Origin of the sequence: Bradyrhizobium sp. 199, assembly GCF_023073355.1 — a bacterium.
GTDB lineage: Bacteria > Pseudomonadota > Alphaproteobacteria > Rhizobiales > Xanthobacteraceae > Bradyrhizobium.
The window spans coordinates 1,226,588-1,250,279 of the sequence record NZ_JADPJI010000005.1 but is presented as its reverse complement, the minus strand read 5'-3'; the positions used below and the strand labels follow the sequence as shown (position 1 = coordinate 1,250,279).

The following is a 23,692-nucleotide window of genomic DNA, read 5'->3' as shown; positions in this document are numbered from 1 at the left end:
GAGTCCGCTAAGGGTCACAAGCCGCCGATCACGCTCCGGAACCCTCGTCCTAGCTCGTCTGCCTGCCCTTGCGCATCGTCGCCAGCACGATGTCGGCCGCGAGCACGCTCGGCGATTTGTTGCCGGTCGACATGATCGTGTCGAGCTGGGCGAAGGCTTCCACCTGCCGTCGGCGTAGCGGTGAATCCCTCAGAAGCTCCGACAGCGCCGGCGCCAATTTCTCCGGCGTACACTCCTCTTGCAAGAACTCCGGGATGACATCCTTGCCGATCACGAGATTGGCAAGGATCACCGAGGAGACGCGGATCGCGCGGCGCAGGATAAAGGCTTCAATCGCGCCGACGCGATAGGCCGTCACCATCGGAATGCCCGATAGTGCGAGTTCCAGCGTCACCGTGCCGGACTTGGCGAGTGCCGCTCGTGCAATCCGGAACGCGGCGCGCTTCTCGTTTTCGCCGGTCACGATCTGCGGCTTGACCGGCCAGTTCGCGATGCCTTCGCGGATCGTGCCTTCGAGGTGCGGCATGGTCGGCAGCATCAGCTCGAACGCGCGCCCTTCCGCCTGCAACCGGCCGAGCGTTGCGCCAAACACCTCGATATGATGCCTGACCTCGCTGCGACGGCTGCCGGGCAACACCAGCAGCACGGGCGGCTCGCCGGCCCGCCGCGCCTGCTCCTCCGCGTTCGGCCGCAGCGAGGACAATTGCTCGATGAGGGGATGGCCGACATAGCTGCACGGCGGCCCGCCGAGCTTGCGGTATTCCGCCGGCTCGAACGGCAACAGGCCGAGCACATGGTCGACATAGCCGAGCATCGTCCGCGCCCGCCCCGGCCGCCACGCCCAGAGCTGCGGCGAAACATAGTCGACAACCGGGATCGCCGGATTGCGCGCACGCACGCGGCGCGCGACGCGATGGGTGAAATCGGGGCTGTCGATGATGACGAGCGCGTCCGGCGCGGCCTCCAGCACGGCGTCGGCCGTCTTCCGGATCAGCCGCAGGATCTTCGGCAATTGCTGCACCACCGCGGCGAAGCCGACGATGGAGAGCTCCTCGATCGGAAACAGCGATTCGAGCCCCTCGCGCGCCATGGTGCGGCCGCCGACGCCGACGAATTGCACGCCGTCGCCGAGGCGCTGGCGCAGCACCTTCATCAAGGCACTGCCGAGCCGGTCGCCGGATTCCTCCGTGGCGATCAGGAAGATCTTGCGCTGTGGATCGCGGCCTTGCATCACGCCGGCAGGCCGATGACGAAGAGATATTTCGCGTCGGCGAAGGCGATCATCGCCTGCGGCTCCGCGGCGATGGTGTTGCCGGCAATGACGGCGATGCCGGCCAAGCCCGCGGCGGCAACACCTTCGAGGGTGCGCGGCCCGATCGTCGGCAGGTCGAAGCGAAGATCCTGGCCGCTCTTGGGCGCCTTCACCAGCACGCCGCGGCCCGTGGCGGCGCGGATGCGCCCCTCCTCGCGCAGGCGCGCCACGCGCGCGAGCAGCGCGTCGGTGCCCTCGATGTCCTCGACCGCCACCACGTGGCCGTCGATCACCACCACAGCCTGGCCGATGTCGAACGGACCGAGCGCGGTCAGCACCGCACGGCCGCGCGCGATGTCGGTCTGGCCGGTGTCGCTCGGCCAGGCGCGGCTGATGCAGCCCTCGGGCATCAGCAGGTCGGGCGCGACATCCTTGATGCCGACCATGCGAAAGCCGTCCTGCTCGAGAATGCGCCCGACGCCGGACAAGAGATGATCGTCGCCGCCGCGAAAGGCGCGGATGACGTTACCGAGCAGGCGTAGCGTCTTGACGTCGAACCGGATCTCCGAGAGCGAGGGCCGCACCAGCGTGCCGATGAAGATCAGGTCGCGGCAGCCTTCCTCGCGAAACAGCCGCATCGCGCGGCCGAGCTGGCCGACCGAGATCCAGCGGTGACGGAATTTCTCCACCCGCGCCGGATCGCAGGCCCCGCGGAGAGGAAACAGCACCGGCGTGATGCCGCGGGCCGCGAGCGAGTCGGCGACCGCAAACGGCATTGCGCCGCCGCCGGCGACGATCCCGACCGGCGGTGCAATCTCCGACGCCGCCGATGTCATGCCCGCGGCCATCCCAACATCACTTCGCGATTGCGGGAAGACAGAGCGGGCGCTTGCCCTTGCCGATGAAGTCGAGAATCTCGGCGATAGCCGGATCTTCGCCCGCGAGCGGCCTGGATGCCTCCAACCGCTCGGCGAAGGTGCCGGGACCGTGGAAGAGTTTTTGGTAGAACCCACGCACGGTCGCGAGCCGCTGCTTGGTGAACTTGCGCCGCTTCATGCCGATCAGGTTGAGGCCCTCCAGCACCGCATATTGGCCGTTCACGAGGCCAAACGGGATGATGTCGTCGCGCACGCCACACACGCCGCCGACCATGACCTGCGGCCCGATGCGGGTAAACTGGTGCACGGCGGACAGTCCGCCGATGAAGACGAAGTCGCCAATCTCACAATGACCGCCGAGCGTTGCCGACGTCGCGAAGATGACGTCATTACCGACATGGCAATCGTGGCCGACATGGCTGCAGTTCATGAAATAGCCGCGGTCGCCAACCGTGGTGACCCCGCCGCCGCCGACGGTGCCGGCGTTCATGGTGACGGATTCGCGGATGGTGCAGGCCGAACCGATGTTGAGCTTCGTCAATTCGCCGCGATAGCTGAGCGATTGCGGCGGCGTGCCGAGCGAGGCGAACGGATAGATGGTGCAATCGTCACCGATCGTGGTTTGCGCGGTGACATGCACGTGTCCGATCAGCTTGCAGTTCGCGCCGATCACGACGTTCGGGCCGATGATGCAATAGGGCCCGATCTCGGTACCCTCGCCGATCACGGCGCCGTCCGCGATCCGTGCGGTGGGATCAATCTTGCTCATCAAGCAATCTTACTCGTTAGGAAGCTCTGATTATGTATTGAAGTCGCTCAGTTTTCCGGTGGTTAGCGCGACTATGCCCGATCTGTCCAGTGACGTATCATCTCTGGCTGTTTCAAGTATCGGATGAGGCGGTCTTCCCGGTCTCCCAACACCTTCATGTGGAGCTTCAGCACTCGTGGTCAGGGCCTTGGCATTTCTGCTCGTACAGCTCGCGGGCGCACCGATCGTCTCGGAAACGGTCGAGACCGGCGATCGCGAGCGCATCGACCTCGCGAGGTTCGAATGCCGCGACATCAGTCGCAGCACGGTACTTCAGCGGGTCTGCTACGACCACGCGCAGCGCGACCTCGTCGTCGCGACTGGCGGCTTCTATGCGCGCTATTGCGGCGTCGCGGCCGAGACGGTCGACCGCCTTCTGGGGGCGCCGTCCATGGGCAAGTTCTTCAACCGGCATATCAGGCGCGATGCCGCCGGCAGCCGGTACGATTGCAGCGCGTGAGCCCCAGGCCGAGGTGCCTCAGTCCGTCAGCATGGCGCCGACATCGGCTTCCGCAACCACCTGCCCGTTGACCTTGGCGTCACCGTGAAACCACCACATGGCCTTGCGGCGGCCGACCGAGCGCATGTGGTACTCGATAGTGTCGCCGGGCAACACGGGCTTGCGGAACTTGCATTTGTCGATGGTGAGAAAATAGACCGCCCGCGGCTTCTCGGTGCCTTCGACCGACTTGATGCCGATCACGCCCGCGGTCTGCGCCATTGCCTCGATCATCATGACGCCGGGATAGACCGGGCGCTCCGGGAAATGCCCCTGGAAGGCCGGCTCGTTGAAGGTGACGTTCTTGATGCCGATACCGCTGTAATCGGCGCGGATATTGATCACGCGGTCGATCAGCAGCATCGGAAAGCGGTGCGGCAGGGTCTGGAGGATCGCGTTGATGTCCACCAGCTCGAACTTAACAGGTGATTCCGCCGTCATTCCCGTCCCTCGTCCTTCGCATCGGCCTTGCTGTCGCGTACCAGGCGCTCCACCGCGATGATCTCCTTGAACCACTGCTTGGTCGGTTTGGCAAAAAAACCACCCCAGCGTCCGCCTGCCGGGATGTCGTCCTTGACGCCGCTCATCGCGGTGACCTGGGCTCCATCTCCGATTTTGAGGTGGTTGTTGATGCCGACCTTGGCTCCCAGCGCCACGTTGTCGCCGATGGTCAGACTGCCCGCGAGGCCGATCTGGGCCGCCAGCAGGCAGTTCCGGCCGATGGTCACATTGTGGCCGATCTGGACCTGATTGTCGATTTTGGTGCCTTCCCCGATCACGGTGTCGCGCAAGGAACCGCGATCGATCGTGGTGCCGGCGCCGACCTCCACATTGTTCTGGATCAGCACGCGGCCGGTCTGCGGCACTTTCAGATGGCCCTCGGGGCCGAAGAAGATGAAGCCGTAGCCGTCCTGGCCGATCGAGCAGCCGGGATGGATCAGCACGTCGTTGCCGATCAGGGCGCACTGGATGGCAGTGCGGGCGCCGACATTGCAGTCCCGGCCGATCTTGACTCCGGGACCGATCACCGCGCCGACGCCGACCACCGTGCCGCTGCCGATCTCAACGTCCGGCCCGATCACCGCCAAGGGATCGACGATCACGCCGTCCTCGAGCCGGGCCGTGGGATCGATGATCGCCGACGGCGCAATACCGTCATCGCCGACCCAGGATTGCGGCCTGAGCGCATCGCCATGCCATTCGCGCGCGAGCCTGACGAAGGCCCGGAACGGCTGCGCCACCCGCAGCACGGCCACATGCGTGGGCACCTGGGCCTCGAAGCGCGGGCTGACCAGGCACGCGCCCGCCTTGGTCGATTTGAGCTCGTCGCCGTATTTCAGGTTGTCGAAGAACGCCAAATGCATCGGGCCCGCTTCGTCGAGCGAAGCAAGGCCCGTGATGATTTGGCCGCCCCTGTCGGGATCGACCAGCTCCGCCTTGGTCAGCGTGGCAATGTCAGCCAGCGCTGAGGCAGGCGGCTTTGTGAAGAAGATCGGCTGCGCCATTCCACCCCGTCGCGGTCCGGCTTCGGCATGAAGCGGCCAGGCCGCATCATGCCCCATCTCTTGGAATGGCACGATCCCTTTCGGAAACCGGCTCCAGTGATCCGGATCGTGCCGTGCTGAGCGAATTAGAACGAGGTGCCGCCGCCGAACCGGAACTCCTGCGTGCGATCGTACTTGCCCTTGCTGAGCGGCACGGCGTAGTCGAAGCGCAGCGGACCGAACGGCGACTGCCAGATCAGGCCGACACCGACCGACGAGCGGATGACCTTGCTGTCGTCATAGACGAGTCCGGTACAGGTGCCTGTCGAGGACGGATTGACGGTCGACGGGATACAGCCGGGCGTGTTGACTTCGTTGGTCGCTGTCCAACTCGTCGGCCCCTTATAATCGTACAGGCCGCCGGCATCAGCATAGACCGCACCCTTCAGACCCACTTCCTTCGGCAGGAACCAGAACGGCATCTGCAGTTCGAGCGATGCGCCCCAGTATTTGGTGCCGCCGAGCGCGTCGTGCGAACCGAACGGATTCAAATCGCGCGGGCCGATGCCGTTCGGGGCAAAGCCGCGGACGAGGTTCGAACCCATCTGGAAGTGATCGAGCATGCGCAGATCGCTGCCGATCTTGTTCAGCATGCCGCTCTGCACGCGGACGAGGCCGACGATGTCGGACACCAGCGGGGCATAGTACTTCGCATCGACGACGGACTTCAGGTAGGACACGTCGCCGCCGACGCCCGCGAAATCCTGACGAAAGTCGACGAGCAGACCGTCGGTGGGGTTCTTGTTGTTGTCCAGCGTGTTGTAGGTCAGCGTGTAGCCGAGCGCCGAGGTCAAAGTCTTGCCGTTGGCAAGCTCCTTGCGCACCGGCAGCGAAGCTTCGCCGTCCACGTAGCAGCCGAGGCCGTTGGTGGACGCAGCCAAGGGCGTACCCGTCAGCGCCGAATAGGCCGGGCTCGGGTTGAACGCCGCGGAGAGCGGGTCATTGTTACAGTTCGCCAGGTAGGACGGCAGCGTGATTTGCTGCTGATAGATCGAGTAGCGCAGCTGCAGCGACAGATCTTCACGCAGGGAGAAGCCGAGGCGCGGCGAGAAGCCGAGCGTCTTGGTGCCGTAGGAGATGTAGCTGTTTGACAGCTGCTGGCGCTGATAGAGGTCGAGGCCGAGCGCGACGCGGTAGTCGAGCAGATACGGCTCGACGAACGACAGCGAGTAGCCGCGTGCATACTGGCCATAGGTCACCGCCGCCTTGGCGAACAGGCCGCGGCCGAGCAGATTGCGCTCGGAGACCGAGACTTCGGCGAGCGCGCCGTCGGTGGTGGAGTAACCGCCAGAGATCGAGAAGTCGCCGGTCGATTTCTCTTCCATGTCCACGATCAGGACCACGCGGTCGCTCGACGAGCCGGGCTCCGTCGTGATCTTCACGCTCTTGAAGTAATCGAGGTTCTTGAGGCGCCGCTCGGCACGGTCGACCAGCGCGCGGTTGTAGGCATCGCCCTCGGAGACGTCGAACTCGCGGCGGATCACGTAGTCGCGGGTACGCGTGTTGCCGCGCAGGTTGATGCGCTCGATATAGGTGCGCGGGCCCTCGTCGATGCTGAACACGACGGAGACGGTGTGCGCCTCGAAATTGCGGTCGCCACCGGGCCGAACCACGGCGAAGGCATAGCCGCGGCGCGAGGCCTCGATCTGCATCTCCTCCACCGACTTCTCGACCGACTCGACGTTGTAGAGTGAGCCGGCGTGGACGCGCGAATAACCGCGCATCGAGGTGGGATCGAAGTTCGGAATGCTGGAGCGGAAGTCGACCGCACCGACGCGGTACTGGGATCCTTCCTCGATCTTGAAGGTGACGTTGAAGCCCTTCTTCTCCGGATCGTATTCGGTGAGCGCGGCCACCACCTGGACGTCGGCAAAACCGTTCTTGAGATAGAAGCGGCGGATCAGGTCGCGGTCGGCTTCGACGCGGTCGGGATCGTAGATGTCGCCGCTGGCAAGGAAGCTCAGCAGGTTCGATTCACGCGTCTTGATGACGTCGCGGAGGCGGTAGGACGAGAATGCGACGTTACCGACGAACTCGATCGACTTGACGCCGGTCTTGGCGCCCTCCTCGACCGTGAAGATGAGGTCGACGCGGTTGTTCGGCTGTTCGATGATCTCGGGCGTGACGCGCACGTCGTAGCGGCCTGAGCGGCGATAGATTTCAGCGATACGCAGCGTGTCGGACTGCACCATGGCGCGGGAGAAGGTGCCGCGCGCCTTGGACTGGACCTCGGTGGTGAGCTGCTCGTCCTTGATCTTCTTGTTGCCCTCGAAGGCGACCCGGCCAATCACCGGGTTTTCCACCACCGAGACGATGATCTGGCCGCCGGAGCCGCGGTTGATCGTGACGTCCTGGAACAGGCCGGTCTCGATCAACGCCTTGAGGCCATCATCGACGGCGGCCTGATCCAGGCGACCGCCCGGACCCGGCTTGAAGTAGGAGCGGATCGTCTCCACCTCGACCCGGCGATTTCCTTCGACGGAAATCGACTGAACGGTCTGCGCGAGCGCAGACGAAGACACAAAAACAGCCCCGACCGGGGCAACCACCGGCGCGCCGAACATGATCAGGGTTGCGAGAAGGCCCCCCCGGAGTCGCAGTCCAAACTTCATCGCGCAACGCGCCCTTATCATTCCGAGCCAGACCCAACCCCAACGCCGGTCCGGAGATTCCCCAAAGTCGAGGCCGCTTGTAGCCAATTTCACCGACGCCGCAAACGGCCGAAAGCGTCGTGATTTCAATTTCATTCCAAGACGTTGCTCAACAGCAACGTCACAAAAAAGCCGCCATCAGGACGCCGCCATCCGCAGGATATCGTTGTAGGTCGCAAACACCATCAGCATCAGGACCAGGCCGAGCCCGATTCGGAACCCCATCTCCTGAGTTCGCTCGGACAGGGGCCGGCCGCGGACCACTTCGGCCGCGTAGAACATAAGGTGACCGCCATCGAGCAGCGGGATCGGGAATAGGTTCAGCAGGCCGATCGATACCGACAGCACCGCGCACAGGTTGATCACGAACTGGAACCCGGCGCTGGCCGCCTGCCCCGACATTTTCGCGATTCCAAGGACGCCGCTGACCTCATTGGGATTGCCGTTTCCGACGAACAGCGACCCCAGGAACTTGAAGGTGCTGGTGATGATGAACCAGACCTGCTCGACCCCGATCTTGAGCGCCTCGCCGACGCCCACCGGCGCGGTCGAGGCCTCGCCGGCCTGCGATTTGTGCTCGATGCCGAGCACACCGAGACGGTGACTGTTACCGAACGGATCCTTGCGCTCGAGCAGAGCCGGTGTTGCGGTCAGCGAGACGATGGTACCGTCCCGCTTCACTTGGAAGGCGAGCGCCGAACCCGCATTCATCGCGACGATTCGCTGCATGTCGGCAAAGCTCTCGATCGGTTTGCCGTCGATCTGGACGACGACGTCCCCGATCTTGAAGCCGGCCGCAGCCGCCGCGCCCTCGGCGACGATGCCGTCGACGCGCGCGATCGTGCTCGGCTTGCCGTAATACAGCGCCATGCCCGCGAAGATCAGCGCACCCAGGATGAAATTGGCGATCGGGCCGGCCGCCACGATCGCGGCGCGCGGACCGACCTTCTTGTGGTGGAAGCTGCCGGCGCGCTCCTCGGCCGACATGGCCGCCAGCGTCTGGGCCGACGGGGTCGAGGCCTCGCTCTCGTCGCCGAAGAACTTGACGTAGCCGCCGAGCGGGATTGCCGAGATCTTCCAGCGGGTGCCGTGGCGGTCATTGAAACCGACCAGCTCAGGTCCGAAACCGAGCGAAAAGGTTAACACGCGAACGCCCGCCCAGCGCGCGACCAGAAAGTGGCCGAGCTCATGGAAGAACACGACAATCGTCAGGACGAACAGGAAGGGAACAGCGTAGCCGAGGAGCCCATGGCTCAATGTATTGAAACTATGGACGAAAAAGTCGATCATCGAATTCCCTCATCCAGCGCCGCAAGGCCCTGGCCGCGAACCATCTAGGATGCCTTTAAGGCAATTTGAGGCAATAGGGCGGCAGCCCTATTTCGCGCAACATGGTCAACAGAGATTGCATCGTCGGCGGACGTCAGTGGCGCCTGGTTCCCGCTGCGGATCCAGTCGTCCAGTGTCGCCTCCACCAGCCGGGCGATCGCGCCGAACCGGATCTTGCCGGCGATGAACGCGGCGACCGCAACCTCGTTGGCGGCGTTGTAGACGGTGGTCGCCCCCTTCCCGGTCCGGAGCGAGTCGAAAGCCAGGCGCAGCCCGGGGAAGCGCTCGAAGTCGGGCGCCTCGAAGGTCAGCTGGCCGATCTTGGCGAGGTCCAGCTTCGCTGCCGGCCCCTTGATGCGATCGGGCCAACCGAGGCAGTGCGCGATCGGGGTGCGCATGTCGGGCGCGCCGAGCTGAGCCACCACCGAGCAATCGGAAAACTCGACCATGCCGTGGATGATCGACTGCGGATGAACGAGAACATCGATCTCGTCGGGCGTGAGCGCGAACAGATAGGACGCCTCGATCACCTCGAGCCCCTTGTTCATCATCGAGGCGGAGTCGATCGTGATCTTCTGGCCCATGCTCCAGTTCGGATGCTTCAGGGCCTGCGCGAGGGTCGCCTGCTCGATATCCGCGGGCTTCCAGGTGCGGAACGGGCCGCCCGAGGCTGTGATGATGACGCGGACGAGCTCGTCGCGATTGCCTGAAGCGAGCGCCTGAAACAGCGCGTTGTGCTCGGAATCCGCCGGCAGGATGCAAGCGCCCGCCTTGGCCGCGCGCTGCATGAAGAAATCACCGGCGCAAACCAGACATTCCTTGTTGGCCAGCGCCACATGCGCGCCGCGATCGACTGCCGCCAGTGCCGGCTTCAATCCGGCGGCGCCGCTCACGGCCGCCATCACCCAATCGGCCGGACGCGCCCCCGCCTCGATCACGGCGCTTTCACCGGCGCCGCATTCGGTGCCCGTGCCCGCAAGTGCGGACTTGAGCTCGGCGAGCTTGGAGGTATCGGCGATTGCGACGTAACGCGCGGAAAACTCCCTCGCAAGCTTCGCCAGCGCTTCGACATTGCTGTTCGCCGTCAAGGCCTCGACGCGGTAGCGCTCCGGCGAGGCGCGCAACAGATCCATCGTGCTGTCGCCGATCGACCCGGTGGCGCCGAGAACCGTGACGCTGCGGACGGACGACGCCGCAGCCTTGTTATTACGCAATGGGACCGCGCTCATATCCTCACCAAACCATAAGACCGCTTCCGGCGCTATGCACACCATGGCGGAGGAAGCCTATAATCCATGCCGCCAGGATGGCGGCGACAAAGCCGTCCAGGCGGTCCAGAAGCCCGCCATGGCCCGGAATTAAGTGACTGGAATCCTTGACCCCGAAGCGCCGCTTCACCGCGGATTCGAACAGATCGCCCAGCGCCGACACCACCGAGAGGATGGCGCTGACGAGGAGCAATGGCGCCATCTTTCCGAGCCCGCAAGCCGCAAAGCCGACCGCAACCATGAGGCTTGCAACAAAGCCTCCGAGAGCGCCGGCCCAGGTCTTCTTGGGGCTCACGCGCGGCCACAGCTTCGGTCCGCCGATGCTGCGGCCAGCGAAATAGCCGCCGATATCGGTCGCCCACACCACCAGCAGCACGAACATCAGCGCGGAGAAACCGTTGGCGAGATCCTTCCGCAGCAGGATCGAGGCGAGCAGCGCCGCCGCTGCATAAGCGAATCCGGTCGCGGCCCAAACGAACTTGCCCCGCGCGATCAGTGTCACGACCGCGCCGCCGACGAGGCCGACGATGACGGAGGTCTTGAGCCCGCCAAAAGCGACAGCGGCCCCCATCATCGCAATGACGACCGTCCCTGCCCCGGTCAGCGCGGCCGATCCCGCGCCCACCACCGTCAGCCATTCCGCGAACAGCCCGATCGATATCAGGGTGACGAGCAGCGCCCACAACCATCCGCCGGCATAAGCGACCGCGATGGCGAGCGGCGCCAGCACGAGCGCTGCGAGGACTCGCATCACGAGATTGCTCGGGGCAGGCTTGGCGCCTGCCGGTGCGGAATCTTGTTCGCTCACGAGGCGGTTTTCGCGACCAGACCGCCGAAACGGCGCTCGCGCCTGGCGAATTCGGCGATCGCTCCTTCCAGCGCCGCCTTGTCGAAATCGGGCCAGTGGATCGGCACGAACACGAGCTCGCTATAGGCCGCCTGCCACATCAGGAAATTGGACAGGCGCTGCTCGCCGCTGGTGCGGATGATGAGATCGGGATCCGGAATATCGGGCGCATCAAGATGCGCGCCGAGCGTCTCGGCGTCGATCGAATCAGGATCGCGCCTCCCCTCCGCGACCTCACGGGCCAGCCTCTGCGCAGCCTTTGCGATCTCCTGCCGGGAGCCGTAGTTGAAGGCGACGACGAGCGTGAGGCGCGTGTTGTCCCGTGTCAGCTCTTCGGCCTCGTTCAAAAGCACGCAGATGTCGCTCTCCAGCCCTTCGCGCTCGCCGATGATGCGGACCTGGACGCCGTCACGATGCAGGCTGGCCAGGTCGTTGCGGATGAAGCGGCGGAGCAGACCGAAGAGATCGCCGATCTCGCTCGCCGGGCGCGACCAGTTCTCCGAAGAGAAGGAGAAGATGGTGAGGTAGCGGATGCCGAGCTCGTGCGAGGCACGCACGACGCGGCGCAGCGCCTCGACGCCGCGGCGATGCCCCTCCGCACGCGGCAGACCGCGCGCGGCCGCCCAACGCCCGTTGCCGTCCATGATGATGGCGACATGCGCGGGCGCCTCGGACCGATCGGGGCCTTCCGTTGCGGGCGCGGCGGCGTTGGACATGAAGGCGATGCCTTAAACGGTGAGGACTTCTTTTTCCTTGGCGGCCAGCAGCTGGTCGATTTCGGCGATCGTGCTGTCGGTCGCCTTCTGCACCTCGTCAGCGTGGCGCTTCTGGTCGTCCTCCGACATCTCGTGGTTCTTCTCGAGCTTCTTCAGAACATCCAGACCGTCGCGACGGACGTGGCGCGCGGCGACCTTGGCGGCTTCGGCGTATTTGTGCGCGACCTTCACCAGCTCCTTGCGCCGCTCCTCGTTGAGCTCGGGGATGCGCAGACGCAGAACCTGGCCCTCGGTCGCGGGCGACAGGCCGAGATTGGAATCGACGATCGCCTTCTCCACCGCCTTGACCATCGACTTGTCCCAGACCTGCACAGAGATCAGGCGCGGCTCCGGCACGCTGACGGTGGCGAGCTGGTTCAACGGCATGTGAGTGCCGTAAGCGTCGACCTGCACCGGATCGAGCATCGAGGCGGAGGCGCGCCCTGTCCGCAGGCCGCCGAGCTCGTGCTTGAGGGACTGGACTGCGCCCTGCATGCGGCGCTTCACTTCGTTGAGGTCGAAATTGTCCGTGGGCATCACGTTTCTCCTTCAAAATCCCGGCGACCGCTCGGCACCCTCCCTTGGGCGCGCCAGATGAGCCGTCAGCCGGCGACGATGGTTCCGTGGCCGACGCCACGCAGAATCGCGCCGATCGACCCCGGCTCCGCGATCGAGAATACGATGATAGGCAGCGACGTCTCGCGGGCAAGCGCGAAGGCGGTCGCATCCATCACCTTGTAGCCGCCCTCGATGGCCTGCGAATGGGTCAGCCGGTCGAACCGCGTGGCGGCCGGATCCTTCTTCGGATCGGCCGAGTAGACGCCGTCGACATTGGTCGCCTTCAGCACCGCCTGAGCGCCGATCTCGGCGGCGCGCAGCACCGCGGTCGTATCGGTGGTGAAGAAGGGATTGCCGGTGCCGCCGCCAAGCAGCACGATTCGGCCCTCGGCGAGATATTTGTGCGCCGCAGTTCGGGTGAACAGCTCGGAAATCTCGGGCATGACGAAGGCCGACAGCGTGCGCGCCGGCGTGCCTTTGCGCTCGATCGCCGATTCCAGCGCGAGGCAGTTCATCATGGTGGCGAGCATGCCCATGGTGTCGCCGGTCGGGCGCGACACGCCGCGGGCCGAGACCTCGACGCCGCGCACGATATTGCCGCCGCCGATCACGACCGCAACTTCGGTGCCGAGCTTGCGAGCCGCGATCAGATCGTCCGCAACCCGGTCGACCGTCGGCTGATCGATGCCAAAGCCTTGCTGTCCCGCGAGATATTCGCCGGACAGCTTGATCACGACGCGACGATAGACCGGATCAGTCATGAGCACTTTTCCTTGTCCGGGCGCCGCTTCCGGCGGCACGCCGGAAGGAACGTTCCGGCGCTTACTTCTTGCCGCTGGCCGCGGCGACCTCGGCTGCGAAGTCGCTTTCCTGCTTCTCGATTCCCTCACCGAGAGCATAGCGCACAAAGCCCGCGATCTTCACAGCGCCGCCGACCTTGCCCTCGGCCTCCTTCACTGCCTGCGCCACCGACTTGCCGGTGTCGTGGATGAAGGCCTGCTCGAGCAGGCACACTTCCTTGTAGTAGGTCTTGAGGCCGGACTCGACGATCTTCTCGATCACGTTCTCGGGCTTGCCCTGCTGGCGATATTTGTCGGCGAGCACGTCCTTCTCGCGCTTGACGACCGCCGGATCGAGGCCGGACGGGTCGAGCGCCAGCGGATTGCTGGCCGCGATATGCATCGCGATCTGGCGGCCGAGCGTCGCGAGCTCGTCAGCCTTGCCGGGCGATTCCAACGCAACGATCACGCCCATCTTGCCAGCGCCATCGACGACCGCGCCATGGACGTAGCTCGACACCACGCCCTGTCCAACTTCGAGCGAAGCCGCGCGGCGCAGCGTCATGTTCTCGCCGATGGTGGCGATCCCGTCATTTATCGCAGCCTCGACCGTGACTTCACCGACCTTGGCGGCCTTGATCTTCTCGACGTCGGAGCCCGCGTCGAATGCGACCTGGGCGACCATCTTGACCAATCCCTGGAACTGGCCGTTGCGCGCCACGAAGTCGGTCTCGGAATTGACCTCGACCACGACGCCCTTGGTGCCCTTCGTGAGCGCGCCGATCAGACCCTCGGCCGCAACGCGGCCCGACTTCTTGGCGGCCTTGGACAGACCCTTCTTGCGCAGCCAATCCTGCGCCGCTTCCATGTTGCCGTCGTTCTCGGTTAGCGCGGCCTTGCAGTCCATCATGCCCGCGCCGGTCGACTCGCGCAGATCCTTGACCATCGCAGCTGTGATCGTTGCCATCGTTGAAAATCCTTTGTGCCTGCCGGTTCGCCGCGGCGCGGCCCGATCGCCCCGCCGCGGTCCATCTCAGGGATTCGCGTCAACTGAAATGGTGGCCGGATCCTATCCGGCCAATCCATCGATCTTTTTGACTATTCCGCTTCCGCGGTCAGGGCCTTGGCCTTGGCCACCCAGGCATCCGCACGGCTCGGCAGACCGAGTTCTTCGCCGATCTTGTGCGCGGTGTCGTGGTCGAGCTCGGCGAGCTGCCAGAAGTGGAAGATGCCGAGGTCGTTGAACTTCTTCTCGATCGCACCCGACACGCCCGGGAGCTTCTTGAGGTCGTCAGCGGTGCCGCGCGGACCTGCAAGGCCCTGGAAGCCGGTCGAGGATGCCGCCGCCGGCAGCTCTTCGACGAGCGGACGGGCCGACGCGCCGACGTCGATGCCCGAATCGCCCTGGGCACGGGAGATGCCGTCGATCGCAGCGCGCGCGATCAGGTCACAATAGAGCGCGATGGCACGGCCGGCGTCGTCGTTGCCCGGCACCACATAGGTGATGCCCTTCGGGTCCGAATTGGTGTCGACGATCGCAGCGACCGGGATGTTGAGCCGCTGGGCTTCCTGGATCGCGATGTCTTCCTTGTTGGTGTCGATCACGAAGATCAGGTCGGGCAGACCGCCCATGTCCTTGATGCCGCCGAGCGAGCGGTCGAGTTTGTCGCGCTCGCGCTGAAGCGTCAGGCGCTCCTTCTTGGTGTAGGAGGTGGCATCGCCGCCGGCCAGCACGTCGTCGAGGTGACGCAGGCGCTTGATCGAAGCCGAGATCGTCTTCCAGTTGGTCAGCGTGCCGCCGAGCCAGCGCGAATTGACGAAATACTGCGCGCAGCGCTTGGCAGCGTCCGCGACGCCGTCCTGCGCCTGGCGCTTGGTGCCGACGAACAGGATACGGCCGCCCTTGGCGACGGTGTCGCTCACCGCCTGCAAGGCGGTGTGCAGCATCGGCACGGTCTGCGCGAGGTCGACGATGTGAATGTTGTTGCGAGCGCCGAAAATGAACGGAGCCATTTTCGGATTCCAGCGGTGAGACTGGTGACCAAAGTGCACGCCAGCTTCAAGCAGCTGACGCATAGTGAAATCGGGTAGCGCCATCGTTCTAATTCTCCGGTTGGTTCCTCCGGAAACGTGTGAGCAAGACGGAGCGTTGTCGCCCCGGCTGCCACCGGACGGCCTTGTGAGCCATGTTTCCGTGTGAGATGGCGCGCTGTATAGCGCCATTTCGGCCAGAAGCAAGGAAATAAGGCCTCTCGCGGGCGGCTTTCGCCCCCGACAGGCCCCGTTCGATGGAAGCCGGGCCGTCCCCTAAAGCATGATCCGGAAAAGTGCGCAGCGGTTTTCCGAAAAGATCATGCTTAAACAACAACCTAAAGCGCGATTGCGATTCATCCTAATCGCATCGCGCTTTAGCATCTCGGCTGGTTTGGCGGACACTTCTTTGCCGCTGGTGGCGGCGCTGCGGGACGCGGCGGAGGCGCAGCCGCGCGCGGCGGTGGTGGTGGCGCGACCGCCATCCGCGGCGGGGGCGGAGGTGCCGGCCGGGCTATCGGCGGTGGCGGCGCGGGCCGCGCCATGGGCGGCGGCGCCGGCCGCGCAACCGCCACCGGTGGGGCCACCCGTGCCGGTGGAGGCGATGCGACACGCGGTGGCGGCGGTGGTGCCGGGCGCGCAATGGCGGCCGGCGGTGGTGGCGTCGGTCGCGCCACGGCTTGGGGCCGCGGCGGGGGTGCGGAGGGCCGGGCCGCCGATGCCGGCGCAGCCGACGGGTGATTGTGCGGTCTGATCGGCTCGTGCGCGGCCGAGGGCGGCGGCGGGACCGGTCTTGCAGCGGTGGCCGGAAGCGTGCCGTGCCCGCCGGCCGCAGGCGGCGGCAGGCCTGCCGGCGTTCGGGTTGCAGACTTGGCATGATCCGCAGGCCCGGCCACGGGCGGGGTCTGGGCCACCGGCGGCTTCGGCGGTTGCCCTGCCCCAGCGGCGGAGCTTGTCGCAGGCGCAGCGCTCGCCGGAGCGGCGGCCGTTGGCGCGCCGGGGTGAGCCGGCGGCGTTGTGCCGGGAGCGGCAGTCGTCGGCGCCCCCGGATGAGCCGGCGGTATCACGCCGGGCGCGGTCGCCGTCGGAGTTGGCCTGCCCCCCGGCAATGGCCCCGCCCCCGCTGGCGGCGTCGGCGGGCCACCATGGGCACCGGGCACCGGCAGCGTGTTGCCCTGCGGCATCCTGGTTTGGGGCGCGATCGGTGGCGCTGTGGTCGGCGCGACAGCCGCCGGCGTCGCCGGAGGCGTTCCGGGCCTCACCGTCGGCTGGATCGTCGCGCTCGGGGGCATCGGCGCCTTGCCTTGCTGAATCAGGGCAGCGCGCTGGACGACGGCCTGCGGCACCGCCGGACCTGCCGGGTTGGCGCGTCCGGCGACGGCTGGCGCCAGATTGCCCAGCGCGGGCCCCGCGCCCGTCGGCGGCGCCGGCGGGCGGTTGATCACGGTGTTGATGACGGTGGTGTTGTGGATGTTCTGGTAGATGATGTTGTTCGGCGGCGGCGCGACATATACCGGCGACCTGACGAACACCGGGATCGGCACGAACACCGGCTGCGGCAGCACGAACAGGCCGACGACGGGCAGCGGCGGCGGCAGCACGACGAAATCCGGCGGCGGCGGCGGCAGATAATAGACCGGCGGCGGCGGTGGCGGCGCGAAGCCGAAATCGGGGTCGCTGAAATACAGCACCCGACGATCGAAATAGACCACCTCCTCGGGCGGCGGTGGTGGCACGTCGTAATCGATCATCGCAAAGGTCGGCGGCGGCTCGGCCGGCGCGGTGAGAATCGCAAGGCGCCGGCGTGCATCGGCTGCGTGCGGCCCGCGCGGATAGCGGCGCAGATACGACCAATAGGCTTCCGGCGTGTCGTTCCGGTAGGTACGCCGCCAGGTGATCGCCTCGCGGCGCGCCGCGGCGATCGCCATCACGCGCTTCGACAAGGGATCACCGGGATAGGCCGCGAGGAATTCCTCATAGGCCGGCAGCGTGTCGCGCTCGAGCGCGGCGGCATAGGCATCCTGCACGCCGAGATCGCGGATCGGCCTGCTTCGGATCGCGGCGAGCTGGTCCGGCGCGGTCTGCGGCGGCGGCGCGTCGGGCCCACGCTCGAAGAACCAAAACGGGGCGGTGATCTTCTGCTCGTTCCAGGGCACTTGCGCACCCTTGGAAGCTTCGTTGACGCGCAGGCGGAGGCGATCGAACACTTCACGCAGCGGCAGGCCGCCGGTGCGGATCATCTCGGCCAGCGACTGGGCGTAGATGCCATACGGCCCCGGCTCCTCCGGCGCCACCGTCCCGGGCGCGGCGTTGAAGGCTATCAGCATGTTCGGATCAGGTTCGACCAGCGCCAGACCGCTCGCGATCGGCTGCCCCTCGATGAAGGGCTGCGCGCGGGCAGCGTCGAGCACGACGATGTTGGCCTTGAGCGGAACGGCCGCAAGCTGGCGTGCGTAGTCGCTGATGCGCAAGGCCTCGGTCGGAACGTCAGTGTCGCGCGTGATGTTGGAATCGACCGGGATGAAGTAGTTCTCGCCGGCCAGCTGCACGCCATAGCCGGCGAGATAGATCATCGCGACGGTGCCCTGGCCGGAGGCCTGGGCCTTCTGGATGAAGTCGCGAAAGCTCTTGCGCAGCGTATCGCCGTCCAGGTCGCGCGCGCCGACGACGTCGAAGCCCGCCGCCTGCAGGGTCTGGGCGATCAGGCCGGCATCGTTCGCCGTCGTCGCCAGCGGCGACTTGGCGTAAGCGCCGTTGCCGACCACGAGCGCGATGCGCTTCTCTTGCTGCTGGGCGTGGACGGATCCCGGCGCGGCGGCGGCAAGGGCCACGATCGGCAGGAGAAGGCAGATGAAAACCCTGAGAGTCCCACGCATGGCTTGCTTGCCCATTATTCTAGTTGAGGTGCCACCGCGCATGAGGCGCGCAGCCGGCTGAACGACGGTTGAACGAAAAGCTCGGATTGAGGCAGTGCCGTGGCCACGCCGCTGCGCGCGTCAGCTCGAGGTCAGCCCCAAGTCAGCCCCAAGTCAGCTTCGAAACGGAGCACGGCTGCTTCGAGTCCCGGCCCTGCGCGGTCGGATCGAGCATCCGTTGTGCAGCCCGGCCTACTCGACAGCTTGCAATTCGGCGAGCTTCGTTCGTGCGGTCGCCTCGTCCAGCGCAACGAGTTCGGCCGGCCCGGGATTGGCCTCGCCTGCCGTCGCGACCGAAACAGCTGCAAGCCCAATCAAGCCGCCAAGCACCGCCCCGCCCGTCGCGGCATCGTGCCTGGGGCTGCTCTTGATGAGGTAGAAGTGCGTCCGGCCGGCTTCCATCGTGATCTCTCGCTTGGTATCGCCCGGAAACATCAGCTCCGTCACAAGCAGTTCGTGGCGACCTGCGGGACGATCGGCATAGGCATATTTCCCGGCAACGACTTTGCCGAGCGGCGCACCGTCGAGCTTCACCTCGCAGGCGCAGATAGCCATGCTGAGACCATTCCTCTTGTCCTGGAGCAGGACGACGCGCGACTGCCCGGGGCGCGGAGGTCCGACCTTCTTTGATACAGAGGCAAAGTCGGTTCCGACCTGGTCGCTGACACAGCCCACCAGCATCGCACCAACGGCCACCAACAACGCGCCCCCTCGCAGCATCGCACACCCCGCGCTATTCCCCGGATGCATGCTACCGGGAGTCAGCGGCAGGTTGCAACAACATCCGACGACCACTGCGTGGATGGGGCAGACCGGGCGCCAGAGCTGCTGCATACGACGCCCGATGCTCCGGAAGCTTAGCTAGCTCTCGGCAAGCAACTCGACGGTCCCGGTGCTCAACCGATAGATGCCGCCGACCACCTTGAGCTTGCCCTGTTCGACCGCTGCGTTGAGGATCGGAGCGGCCGATTTCAGCTTGGTAACGTTGTCGAGGACATTCTGACGAATGGCGTTGTCGAGCGCATTTCCGCTCTGGCGGGCCGCCGTCTTCACCGCCGGCGCGATCGCGGAGACCAGCGTCGGGATGTGCCCGGGCAGCGGCTTGTCGTCCTTCAGCGACTTGATCGTCGCGTCGACGGCGCCGCAATTGTCGTGGCCGAGCACCAGGATCAGCGGCGTGCCGAGCACGGCGACAGTGTACTCCATGCTTGCAACCGTCTCATCCCCGGCGAAATTTCCGGCGACGCGACACACGAACAGGTCTCCGCGTCCGCTGTCGAAGGCATATTCTGGCGCGATACGCGAATCGGCACAGCTCAACACGGCCGCGTACGGATTCTGACCGCCGACCAATGCCTCGCGCTCATGCGTGAAGTCGTGCCGGCGCGACACACCCGACACGTAGCGCGAATTGCCCTCCATCAGCCGCTTGAGCGCCGCATCGGGCGACAGCACATTCTGGGGTTTCGGCGGCGCCTTCGCCTCCTTGGCCGACGCGTGCCCGCCGAACGCGGCCATCCCGAGCGCGGAGGCGGCGAAAAGCATCATCGAGCGCCGGGAAGGAGCACGCGATCGATGCGGATTTTCAGAGCATTTGTCACACATGATTGTTCTTCCTTGGTTCGCGCCGGGAAACAACTCATAGCTGTACCCGGCAGACTTCGAAACCATGCGTGAGCTTGATAGTTAAGCTTTGGTTCGCGGCGACGCAGGCAAGCTTAGAGCTGCTGCACGTCCACCACGCCCGCGACTGCCTTGATCGCGCCGGCGATCTGCGGCGAGACCTTGAAGCGGCCGGGCAGCTTCATCTCGACCTCGGTCTCGAGGTCGAGCATCATCACGAGCGAGACCTCGCCGTCGCCATTCGAGCGTGACGCAACGCCTAGACTGCCGATCTTTGGCGCGGCGCCATTCGATGCGGCCATGTCGGGGCCCGCCAAACGCTTGGCGATCGAGTCCAGCGGCTTGGTGTCGCGCACAAAAATCCGCAGCCCCTTCTGCGTCTTGGCGGCGGCATCATCCAGCGGCTCGGCATGCAGCACGCGGGCGCGGACGTCCTCGCCCTGGAGCTCGGCCCCGAGCTGCAGCAGCACGGCGGCGCCCGGCTCCAGCACGTCGCGATATTGCGCGAGCCCTTCGGAGAACAGCACCGCCTCAAAGTGGCCGGTCGGATCAGACAGCCCCATGATGCCCATCTTGTTGCCGGTCTTGGTGCGCCGCTCCATGCGCGAGACCACGGTGGCCGCGACCTTGCCCGCGGTGGCGCCGGTCTTCACCGCGCGCGAGAATTCGGCCCAGCTCTGCACCCGCAGGCGCTTCAACACGGTGGCGTAATCGTCGAGCGGATGTCCTGAGAGGAAAAAGCCGACCGCGTCGTATTCGCGGCGGAGTTTTTCGGCCGGCAGCCAGGGCTCGATCTGCGGCAGCATGATGCTCGGTGCATCCGCCGACATCCCGAACATGTCGTTCTGGCCGATGGTCTCGGCCTGGTGCGCGCGCTGGCAGGCGGCCAGGACCGAGTCCGCGCCGGCGAAGACGCGGGCGCGGTTCGGCTCCAGCGTGTCGAAGGCGCCGGCGGCGGCGAGACTTTCGATGATGCGCTTGTTAATCGCGCGCGGATTGACCCGTGCGGCAAAGTCGGCGAGCGAGGTAAACAATCCCCGATTGGTGCGCTCCTCGATGATCTGCTCGATTGCCTGGAGGCCGACGCCCTTGAGCGCCGCGAGCGCGTAGTAGATCGTCTTGTCGCCGACCTCGAAGGTCGCGCCGGAGCGGTTGATGTTCGGCGGCTCGACCTTGATGCCGAGGCGTTGCGCCTCCGAGCGGAATTCGGAGAGCTTGTCGGTGTTGTTGAGATCCAGCGTCATCGACGCTGCGATGAACTCCACCGGGTAATGCGCCTTCATGTAGGCAGTGTGATAGGACACCAGCGCATAGGCCGCCGCATGGCTCTTGTTGAAGCCGTAATCGGCGAATTTCGCCAGCAGCTCGAAGATGGTGTCGGCCTGCCCCTTCGGCACGCCGTTCTTCACCGCACCGGCGACGAAGATCTCGCGCTGCTTCTCCATCTCGGCGCGGATCTTCTTGCCCATGGCGCGGCGCAGCAGGTCGGCGTCACCGAGCGAGTAGCCCGACATCACCTGGGCGATCTGCATCACCTGTTCCTGGTAGATGATGACGCCGAAGGTCTCCTTGAGGATCGGCTCCAGCACGGGATGCAGATATTCCGGCTCCTCGTCGCCGTGCTTGCGCGCGCAATAGGTCGGGATGTTCGCCATCGGGCCCGGGCGATACAGCGCGACCAGCGCAATGATGTCCTCGAAACGGTCGGGCCGCATGTCGACCAGCGCGCGCCGCATGCCCTGGCTTTCAACCTGGAACACGCCGACCACCTCGCCGCGCGCCAGCATCTGATAGCTCTCGGCATCGTCGATCGGCAGCGTGGCAAGATCGACATGGATGTTGCGCGGCTTGAGCAGTTTGCAGGCGACGTCGAGCACGGTGAGCGTCTTCAGGCCGAGGAAGTCGAACTTGACGAGGCCGGCCGGCTCGACCCATTTCATGTTGAACTGGGTCACCGGCATGTCGGATTTGGGATCGCGGTAGAGCGGCACGAGCTCGCTCAAGGGACGATCGCCGATCACGATGCCGGCCGCATGGGTCGAGGCGTGGCGCGTCAGGCCTTCCAGGCGCTGGGCGATGTCGAAGGCACGCGCAACGACCGGGTCTTCGTCGCGGAACGCCTGAAGCTTTGGCTCGCTCTCGATCGCCGCCGCGAGCGTGACGGGCGCCGCTGGATTCTGCGGCACCAGCTTGGTCAGCTTGTCGACCTGGCCATAGGGCATCTGCAGCACGCGGCCGACGTCGCGCAGCACCCCGCGCGCCTGCAGCGTACCGAAGGTGATGATCTGCGCGACCTGATCGCGGCCATAGCGCTGCTGCACGTATTGGATCACCTCGCCGCGGCGGTCCTGGCAGAAGTCGATATCGAAGTCCGGCATCGAGACGCGTTCGGGATTGAGGAAGCGTTCGAACAGGAGGCCGAACTTGATCGGATCGAGGTCGGTGATGGTCAGAGCCCAGGCGACCAGCGAACCTGCGCCGGAGCCGCGGCCCGGCCCGACCGGAATCCCTTGGCCCTTCGCCCATTTGATGAAGTCGGACACGATCAGGAAGTAGCCCGCGTATTTCATGCGCATGATGACGTCGAGCTCGAACGCCAGGCGCTTGTGGTAGTCCTCTTCCGTGGTGCCCTGCGACAGGCCGTGGATGCTGAGGCGGTTGGCAAGCCCCGCCTCCGCCTGGCGCTTCAATTCCGCCGACTCGACCGCCGCGGCGTCCGAGCTCTGCGCCGCGCCGACGGTGAAGAACGGCAGGATCGGCTTGCGCGTCATCGGCCGGAACGAGCAGCGCTCGGCGATCTCCACAGTCGAGGCCAGCGCCTCCGGAATGTCGGCGAACAGCACCGCCATCTCGGCCCGGGTCTTGAAGCGATGATCGGGCGTGAGCTGCTCGCGCTCGGTCTCCGCGATCAGCCGCCCGCCGGCGATGCACAGGAGCGCGTCGTGCGCCTCATAATCGTCGGCCGCGGCGAAATAGGGCTCGTTGGTCGCAACCAGCGGCAGTCCCTTGGCGTAGGCGATATCGATCAGGCTGCTCTCGACGCGCCGCTCCTTGTCGGTGTTGTGGCGCTGCAATTCGACGTAGAGGCGATCGCCGAACAGGCTGGCCAGACGCTCGCAGCGCTGGGCTGCAAGCTCGGCATGACCGCCGGCCAGCGCCAGCGAGATCGGCCCGTCAGGTCCGCCCGTCAGCGCGATCAGTCCTTCGGTCTCGCCGTCGAACCAGTCGAACTTGACGAACGGAGCATGGCTGTCCGGCGATTCGAGGAACGCGCGCGAGTTCAGACGCATCAGGCTGCGATAGCCGCGCTCCTGTGCTGCCAGCAGCACCACGCGCGAGGGCCCCATCGCGCTGCGCGCATTCGGGTCCTGGTCGCCGAAATCGATCGCCAGCTCACAGCCGACGATCGGCTGGATGCCGGAGCCCGCCATCTTGTCGGAGAACTCCAGCGCGCCGAACAAATTGTCCGTGTCGGTCAGCGCCAGGGCCGGCTGGTGATCCTTCTTGGCAAGCTCGGCGAGCTTGGCGATCTTGATCGAGCCCTTGAGCAGCGAATAGGCCGAGTGAACGTGAAGGTGAACAAATCCGGCGCTCGGCATGGTCGCGTGACGGCCTCTTGCAGATGAGATGAAGCGGTCGCCGGCTCTTCAAGGCATCCTGCACTCGCCCGCCGACTCGCCTCACAATGGTGGGGCGTCACTGCTCCAGAGTCCACGCCGGAGCGGCCAATTGGCCGCGTCGTCCTGCTTTTCCCCAAGGCGTCACCGAAAGAGGAGCACCGGTTTACAAAACCGCCGCCCTGGAGTTGCGGAATCAGAGCTGCGGTATGACTTGGGCCCAGATCGCAATCATCCCGACGAACAGCGTGATCGACGCCAGCGCCGCCGCTTCTTCCACGAAAATCTTGAACATGACCTCGCTCCTTTGCTAGAACGTAAAGAGAACATTGTTCTCA

General features: G+C 65.6%; 19 protein-coding genes. 1 reads left to right on the top strand and 18 read right to left on the bottom strand.

The annotated features are described in order from the left end of the window. Positions 1 to 49: 49 nt before the first annotated feature. Genes lpxB through lpxA form a run of 3 tightly spaced genes read right to left on the bottom strand, consistent with a single transcriptional unit; the run spans position 50 to position 2,899 of the window. Positions 50 to 1,234 carry a lipid-A-disaccharide synthase gene (lpxB, locus tag IVB28_RS14470; RefSeq protein WP_247527078.1) on the bottom strand — a complete coding sequence of 395 codons (1,185 nt, stop codon included), beginning with the start codon at positions 1,232 to 1,234 and terminating at the stop codon, positions 50 to 52. After that, positions 1,231 to 2,088: a UDP-2,3-diacylglucosamine diphosphatase LpxI gene (lpxI, locus tag IVB28_RS14465; protein ID WP_247527073.1), complete on the bottom strand. Its 858-nt coding sequence runs from the start codon at positions 2,086 to 2,088 to the stop codon at positions 1,231 to 1,233. The genes lpxB and lpxI overlap by 4 nt, the downstream gene beginning before the upstream one ends. Positions 2,089 to 2,107: 19 nt before the next feature. After that, positions 2,108 to 2,899, bottom strand: a complete 792-nt coding sequence (gene lpxA, locus IVB28_RS14460) for an acyl-ACP--UDP-N-acetylglucosamine O-acyltransferase (RefSeq protein WP_247527070.1) — start codon at positions 2,897 to 2,899, stop codon at positions 2,108 to 2,110. A 175-nt stretch (positions 2,900 to 3,074) separates the two neighbouring features. Between lpxA and IVB28_RS14455 the strand changes: the two genes are divergently transcribed. Beyond that, on the top strand, positions 3,075 to 3,398 hold the full coding sequence (locus IVB28_RS14455) for a KTSC domain-containing protein (RefSeq protein WP_247527068.1): 324 nt from the start codon (positions 3,075 to 3,077) through the stop codon (positions 3,396 to 3,398). Positions 3,399 to 3,416: 18 nt separating this feature from the next. Here IVB28_RS14455 and fabZ read toward each other — a convergent pair whose 3' ends face one another. The 15 genes from fabZ to dnaE form a co-directional block, all read right to left on the bottom strand. Beyond that, complete coding sequence (gene fabZ, locus IVB28_RS14450; protein ID WP_018320213.1) at positions 3,417 to 3,878, bottom strand: 3-hydroxyacyl-ACP dehydratase FabZ; 462 nt, start codon at positions 3,876 to 3,878, stop codon at positions 3,417 to 3,419. Beyond that, a complete protein-coding gene (lpxD, locus tag IVB28_RS14445) occupies positions 3,875 to 4,942 on the bottom strand; it encodes a UDP-3-O-(3-hydroxymyristoyl)glucosamine N-acyltransferase (protein ID WP_247527065.1) in 1,068 nt (355 codons plus the stop codon). Before lpxD ends, fabZ begins: the two co-directional genes overlap by 4 nt. 125 nt (positions 4,943 to 5,067) lie before the next feature. Beyond that, the gene (bamA, locus tag IVB28_RS14440; RefSeq protein ID WP_247527060.1) at positions 5,068 to 7,593 is read right to left on the bottom strand and encodes an outer membrane protein assembly factor BamA; all 2,526 of its coding nucleotides are present in this window, start codon (positions 7,591 to 7,593) and stop codon (positions 5,068 to 5,070) included. A 177-nt stretch (positions 7,594 to 7,770) separates the two neighbouring features. Continuing rightward, positions 7,771 to 8,922 (bottom strand): RIP metalloprotease RseP, encoded by a 1,152-nt coding sequence (gene rseP, locus IVB28_RS14435; RefSeq protein ID WP_247527059.1) that lies wholly within the window; start codon positions 8,920 to 8,922, stop codon positions 7,771 to 7,773. 44 nt (positions 8,923 to 8,966) lie between these two features. Next, positions 8,967 to 10,190, bottom strand: a complete 1,224-nt coding sequence (gene dxr, locus IVB28_RS14430; protein WP_247527058.1) for a 1-deoxy-D-xylulose-5-phosphate reductoisomerase — start codon at positions 10,188 to 10,190, stop codon at positions 8,967 to 8,969. 4 nt (positions 10,191 to 10,194) lie between these two features. Then, the gene (locus IVB28_RS14425) at positions 10,195 to 11,037 is read right to left on the bottom strand and encodes a phosphatidate cytidylyltransferase (protein ID WP_247527057.1); all 843 of its coding nucleotides are present in this window, start codon (positions 11,035 to 11,037) and stop codon (positions 10,195 to 10,197) included. Further along, positions 11,034 to 11,792 (bottom strand): isoprenyl transferase, encoded by a 759-nt coding sequence (locus IVB28_RS14420; protein ID WP_247527055.1) that lies wholly within the window; start codon positions 11,790 to 11,792, stop codon positions 11,034 to 11,036. Before IVB28_RS14420 ends, IVB28_RS14425 begins: the two co-directional genes overlap by 4 nt. Positions 11,793 to 11,804: 12 nt before the next feature. Beyond that, positions 11,805 to 12,368, bottom strand: a complete 564-nt coding sequence (gene frr, locus IVB28_RS14415; protein WP_247527052.1) for a ribosome recycling factor — start codon at positions 12,366 to 12,368, stop codon at positions 11,805 to 11,807. Between the two features lie 65 nt (positions 12,369 to 12,433). Then, positions 12,434 to 13,150, bottom strand: a complete 717-nt coding sequence (pyrH, locus tag IVB28_RS14410; protein ID WP_212250900.1) for a UMP kinase — start codon at positions 13,148 to 13,150, stop codon at positions 12,434 to 12,436. A 61-nt stretch (positions 13,151 to 13,211) separates the two neighbouring features. Beyond that, entirely contained in the window at positions 13,212 to 14,135 is a 924-nt protein-coding gene (gene tsf / locus IVB28_RS14405; protein WP_247527050.1) for a translation elongation factor Ts, read from the bottom strand. Positions 14,136 to 14,266: 131 nt separating this feature from the next. Beyond that, entirely contained in the window at positions 14,267 to 15,265 is a 999-nt protein-coding gene (locus IVB28_RS14400) for a 30S ribosomal protein S2 (protein WP_247527047.1), read from the bottom strand. Between the two features lie 311 nt (positions 15,266 to 15,576). Beyond that, a complete protein-coding gene (locus tag IVB28_RS14395; RefSeq protein ID WP_247527045.1) occupies positions 15,577 to 18,075 on the bottom strand; it encodes a caspase family protein in 2,499 nt (832 codons plus the stop codon). Positions 18,076 to 18,306: 231 nt separating this feature from the next. Beyond that, positions 18,307 to 18,795 (bottom strand): DUF2846 domain-containing protein, encoded by a 489-nt coding sequence (locus tag IVB28_RS14390; protein WP_256467003.1) that lies wholly within the window; start codon positions 18,793 to 18,795, stop codon positions 18,307 to 18,309. 180 nt (positions 18,796 to 18,975) lie between these two features. Then, complete coding sequence (locus IVB28_RS14385) at positions 18,976 to 19,719, bottom strand: carbonic anhydrase (protein ID WP_247528540.1); 744 nt, start codon at positions 19,717 to 19,719, stop codon at positions 18,976 to 18,978. Positions 19,720 to 19,832: 113 nt separating this feature from the next. Then, positions 19,833 to 23,336: a DNA polymerase III subunit alpha gene (gene dnaE, locus IVB28_RS14380; RefSeq protein WP_247527038.1), complete on the bottom strand. Its 3,504-nt coding sequence runs from the start codon at positions 23,334 to 23,336 to the stop codon at positions 19,833 to 19,835. Positions 23,337 to 23,692 lie beyond the last annotated feature (356 nt).

Excerpts from the sequence above, each read along its gene's own strand:
- IVB28_RS14400 (WP_247527047.1), bottom strand. The coding sequence starts at position 15,265 with ATGGCGCTACCCGATTTCACTATGCGTCAGCTGCTTGAAGCTGGCGTG.
- IVB28_RS14420 (WP_247527055.1), bottom strand. The coding sequence starts at position 11,792 with ATGTCCAACGCCGCCGCGCCCGCAACGGAAGGCCCCGATCGGTCCGAG.
- dnaE (WP_247527038.1), bottom strand. The coding sequence starts at position 23,336 with ATGCCGAGCGCCGGATTTGTTCACCTTCACGTTCACTCGGCCTATTCG.
- pyrH (WP_212250900.1), bottom strand. The coding sequence starts at position 13,150 with ATGACTGATCCGGTCTATCGTCGCGTCGTGATCAAGCTGTCCGGCGAA.
- lpxD (WP_247527065.1), bottom strand. The coding sequence starts at position 4,942 with ATGGCGCAGCCGATCTTCTTCACAAAGCCGCCTGCCTCAGCGCTGGCT.
- fabZ (WP_018320213.1), bottom strand. The coding sequence starts at position 3,878 with ATGACGGCGGAATCACCTGTTAAGTTCGAGCTGGTGGACATCAACGCG.
- tsf (WP_247527050.1), bottom strand. The coding sequence starts at position 14,135 with ATGGCAACGATCACAGCTGCGATGGTCAAGGATCTGCGCGAGTCGACC.
- IVB28_RS14395 (WP_247527045.1), bottom strand. The coding sequence starts at position 18,075 with ATGCGTGGGACTCTCAGGGTTTTCATCTGCCTTCTCCTGCCGATCGTG.
- dxr (WP_247527058.1), bottom strand. The coding sequence starts at position 10,190 with ATGAGCGCGGTCCCATTGCGTAATAACAAGGCTGCGGCGTCGTCCGTC.
- IVB28_RS14385 (WP_247528540.1), bottom strand. The coding sequence starts at position 19,719 with ATGTGTGACAAATGCTCTGAAAATCCGCATCGATCGCGTGCTCCTTCC.
- IVB28_RS14390 (WP_256467003.1), bottom strand. The coding sequence starts at position 18,795 with ATGCTGGTGGGCTGTGTCAGCGACCAGGTCGGAACCGACTTTGCCTCT.
- rseP (WP_247527059.1), bottom strand. The coding sequence starts at position 8,922 with ATGATCGACTTTTTCGTCCATAGTTTCAATACATTGAGCCATGGGCTC.
- lpxI (WP_247527073.1), bottom strand. The coding sequence starts at position 2,088 with ATGACATCGGCGGCGTCGGAGATTGCACCGCCGGTCGGGATCGTCGCC.
- lpxA (WP_247527070.1), bottom strand. The coding sequence starts at position 2,899 with ATGAGCAAGATTGATCCCACCGCACGGATCGCGGACGGCGCCGTGATC.
- bamA (WP_247527060.1), bottom strand. The coding sequence starts at position 7,593 with ATGAAGTTTGGACTGCGACTCCGGGGGGGCCTTCTCGCAACCCTGATC.
- frr (WP_247527052.1), bottom strand. The coding sequence starts at position 12,368 with ATGCCCACGGACAATTTCGACCTCAACGAAGTGAAGCGCCGCATGCAG.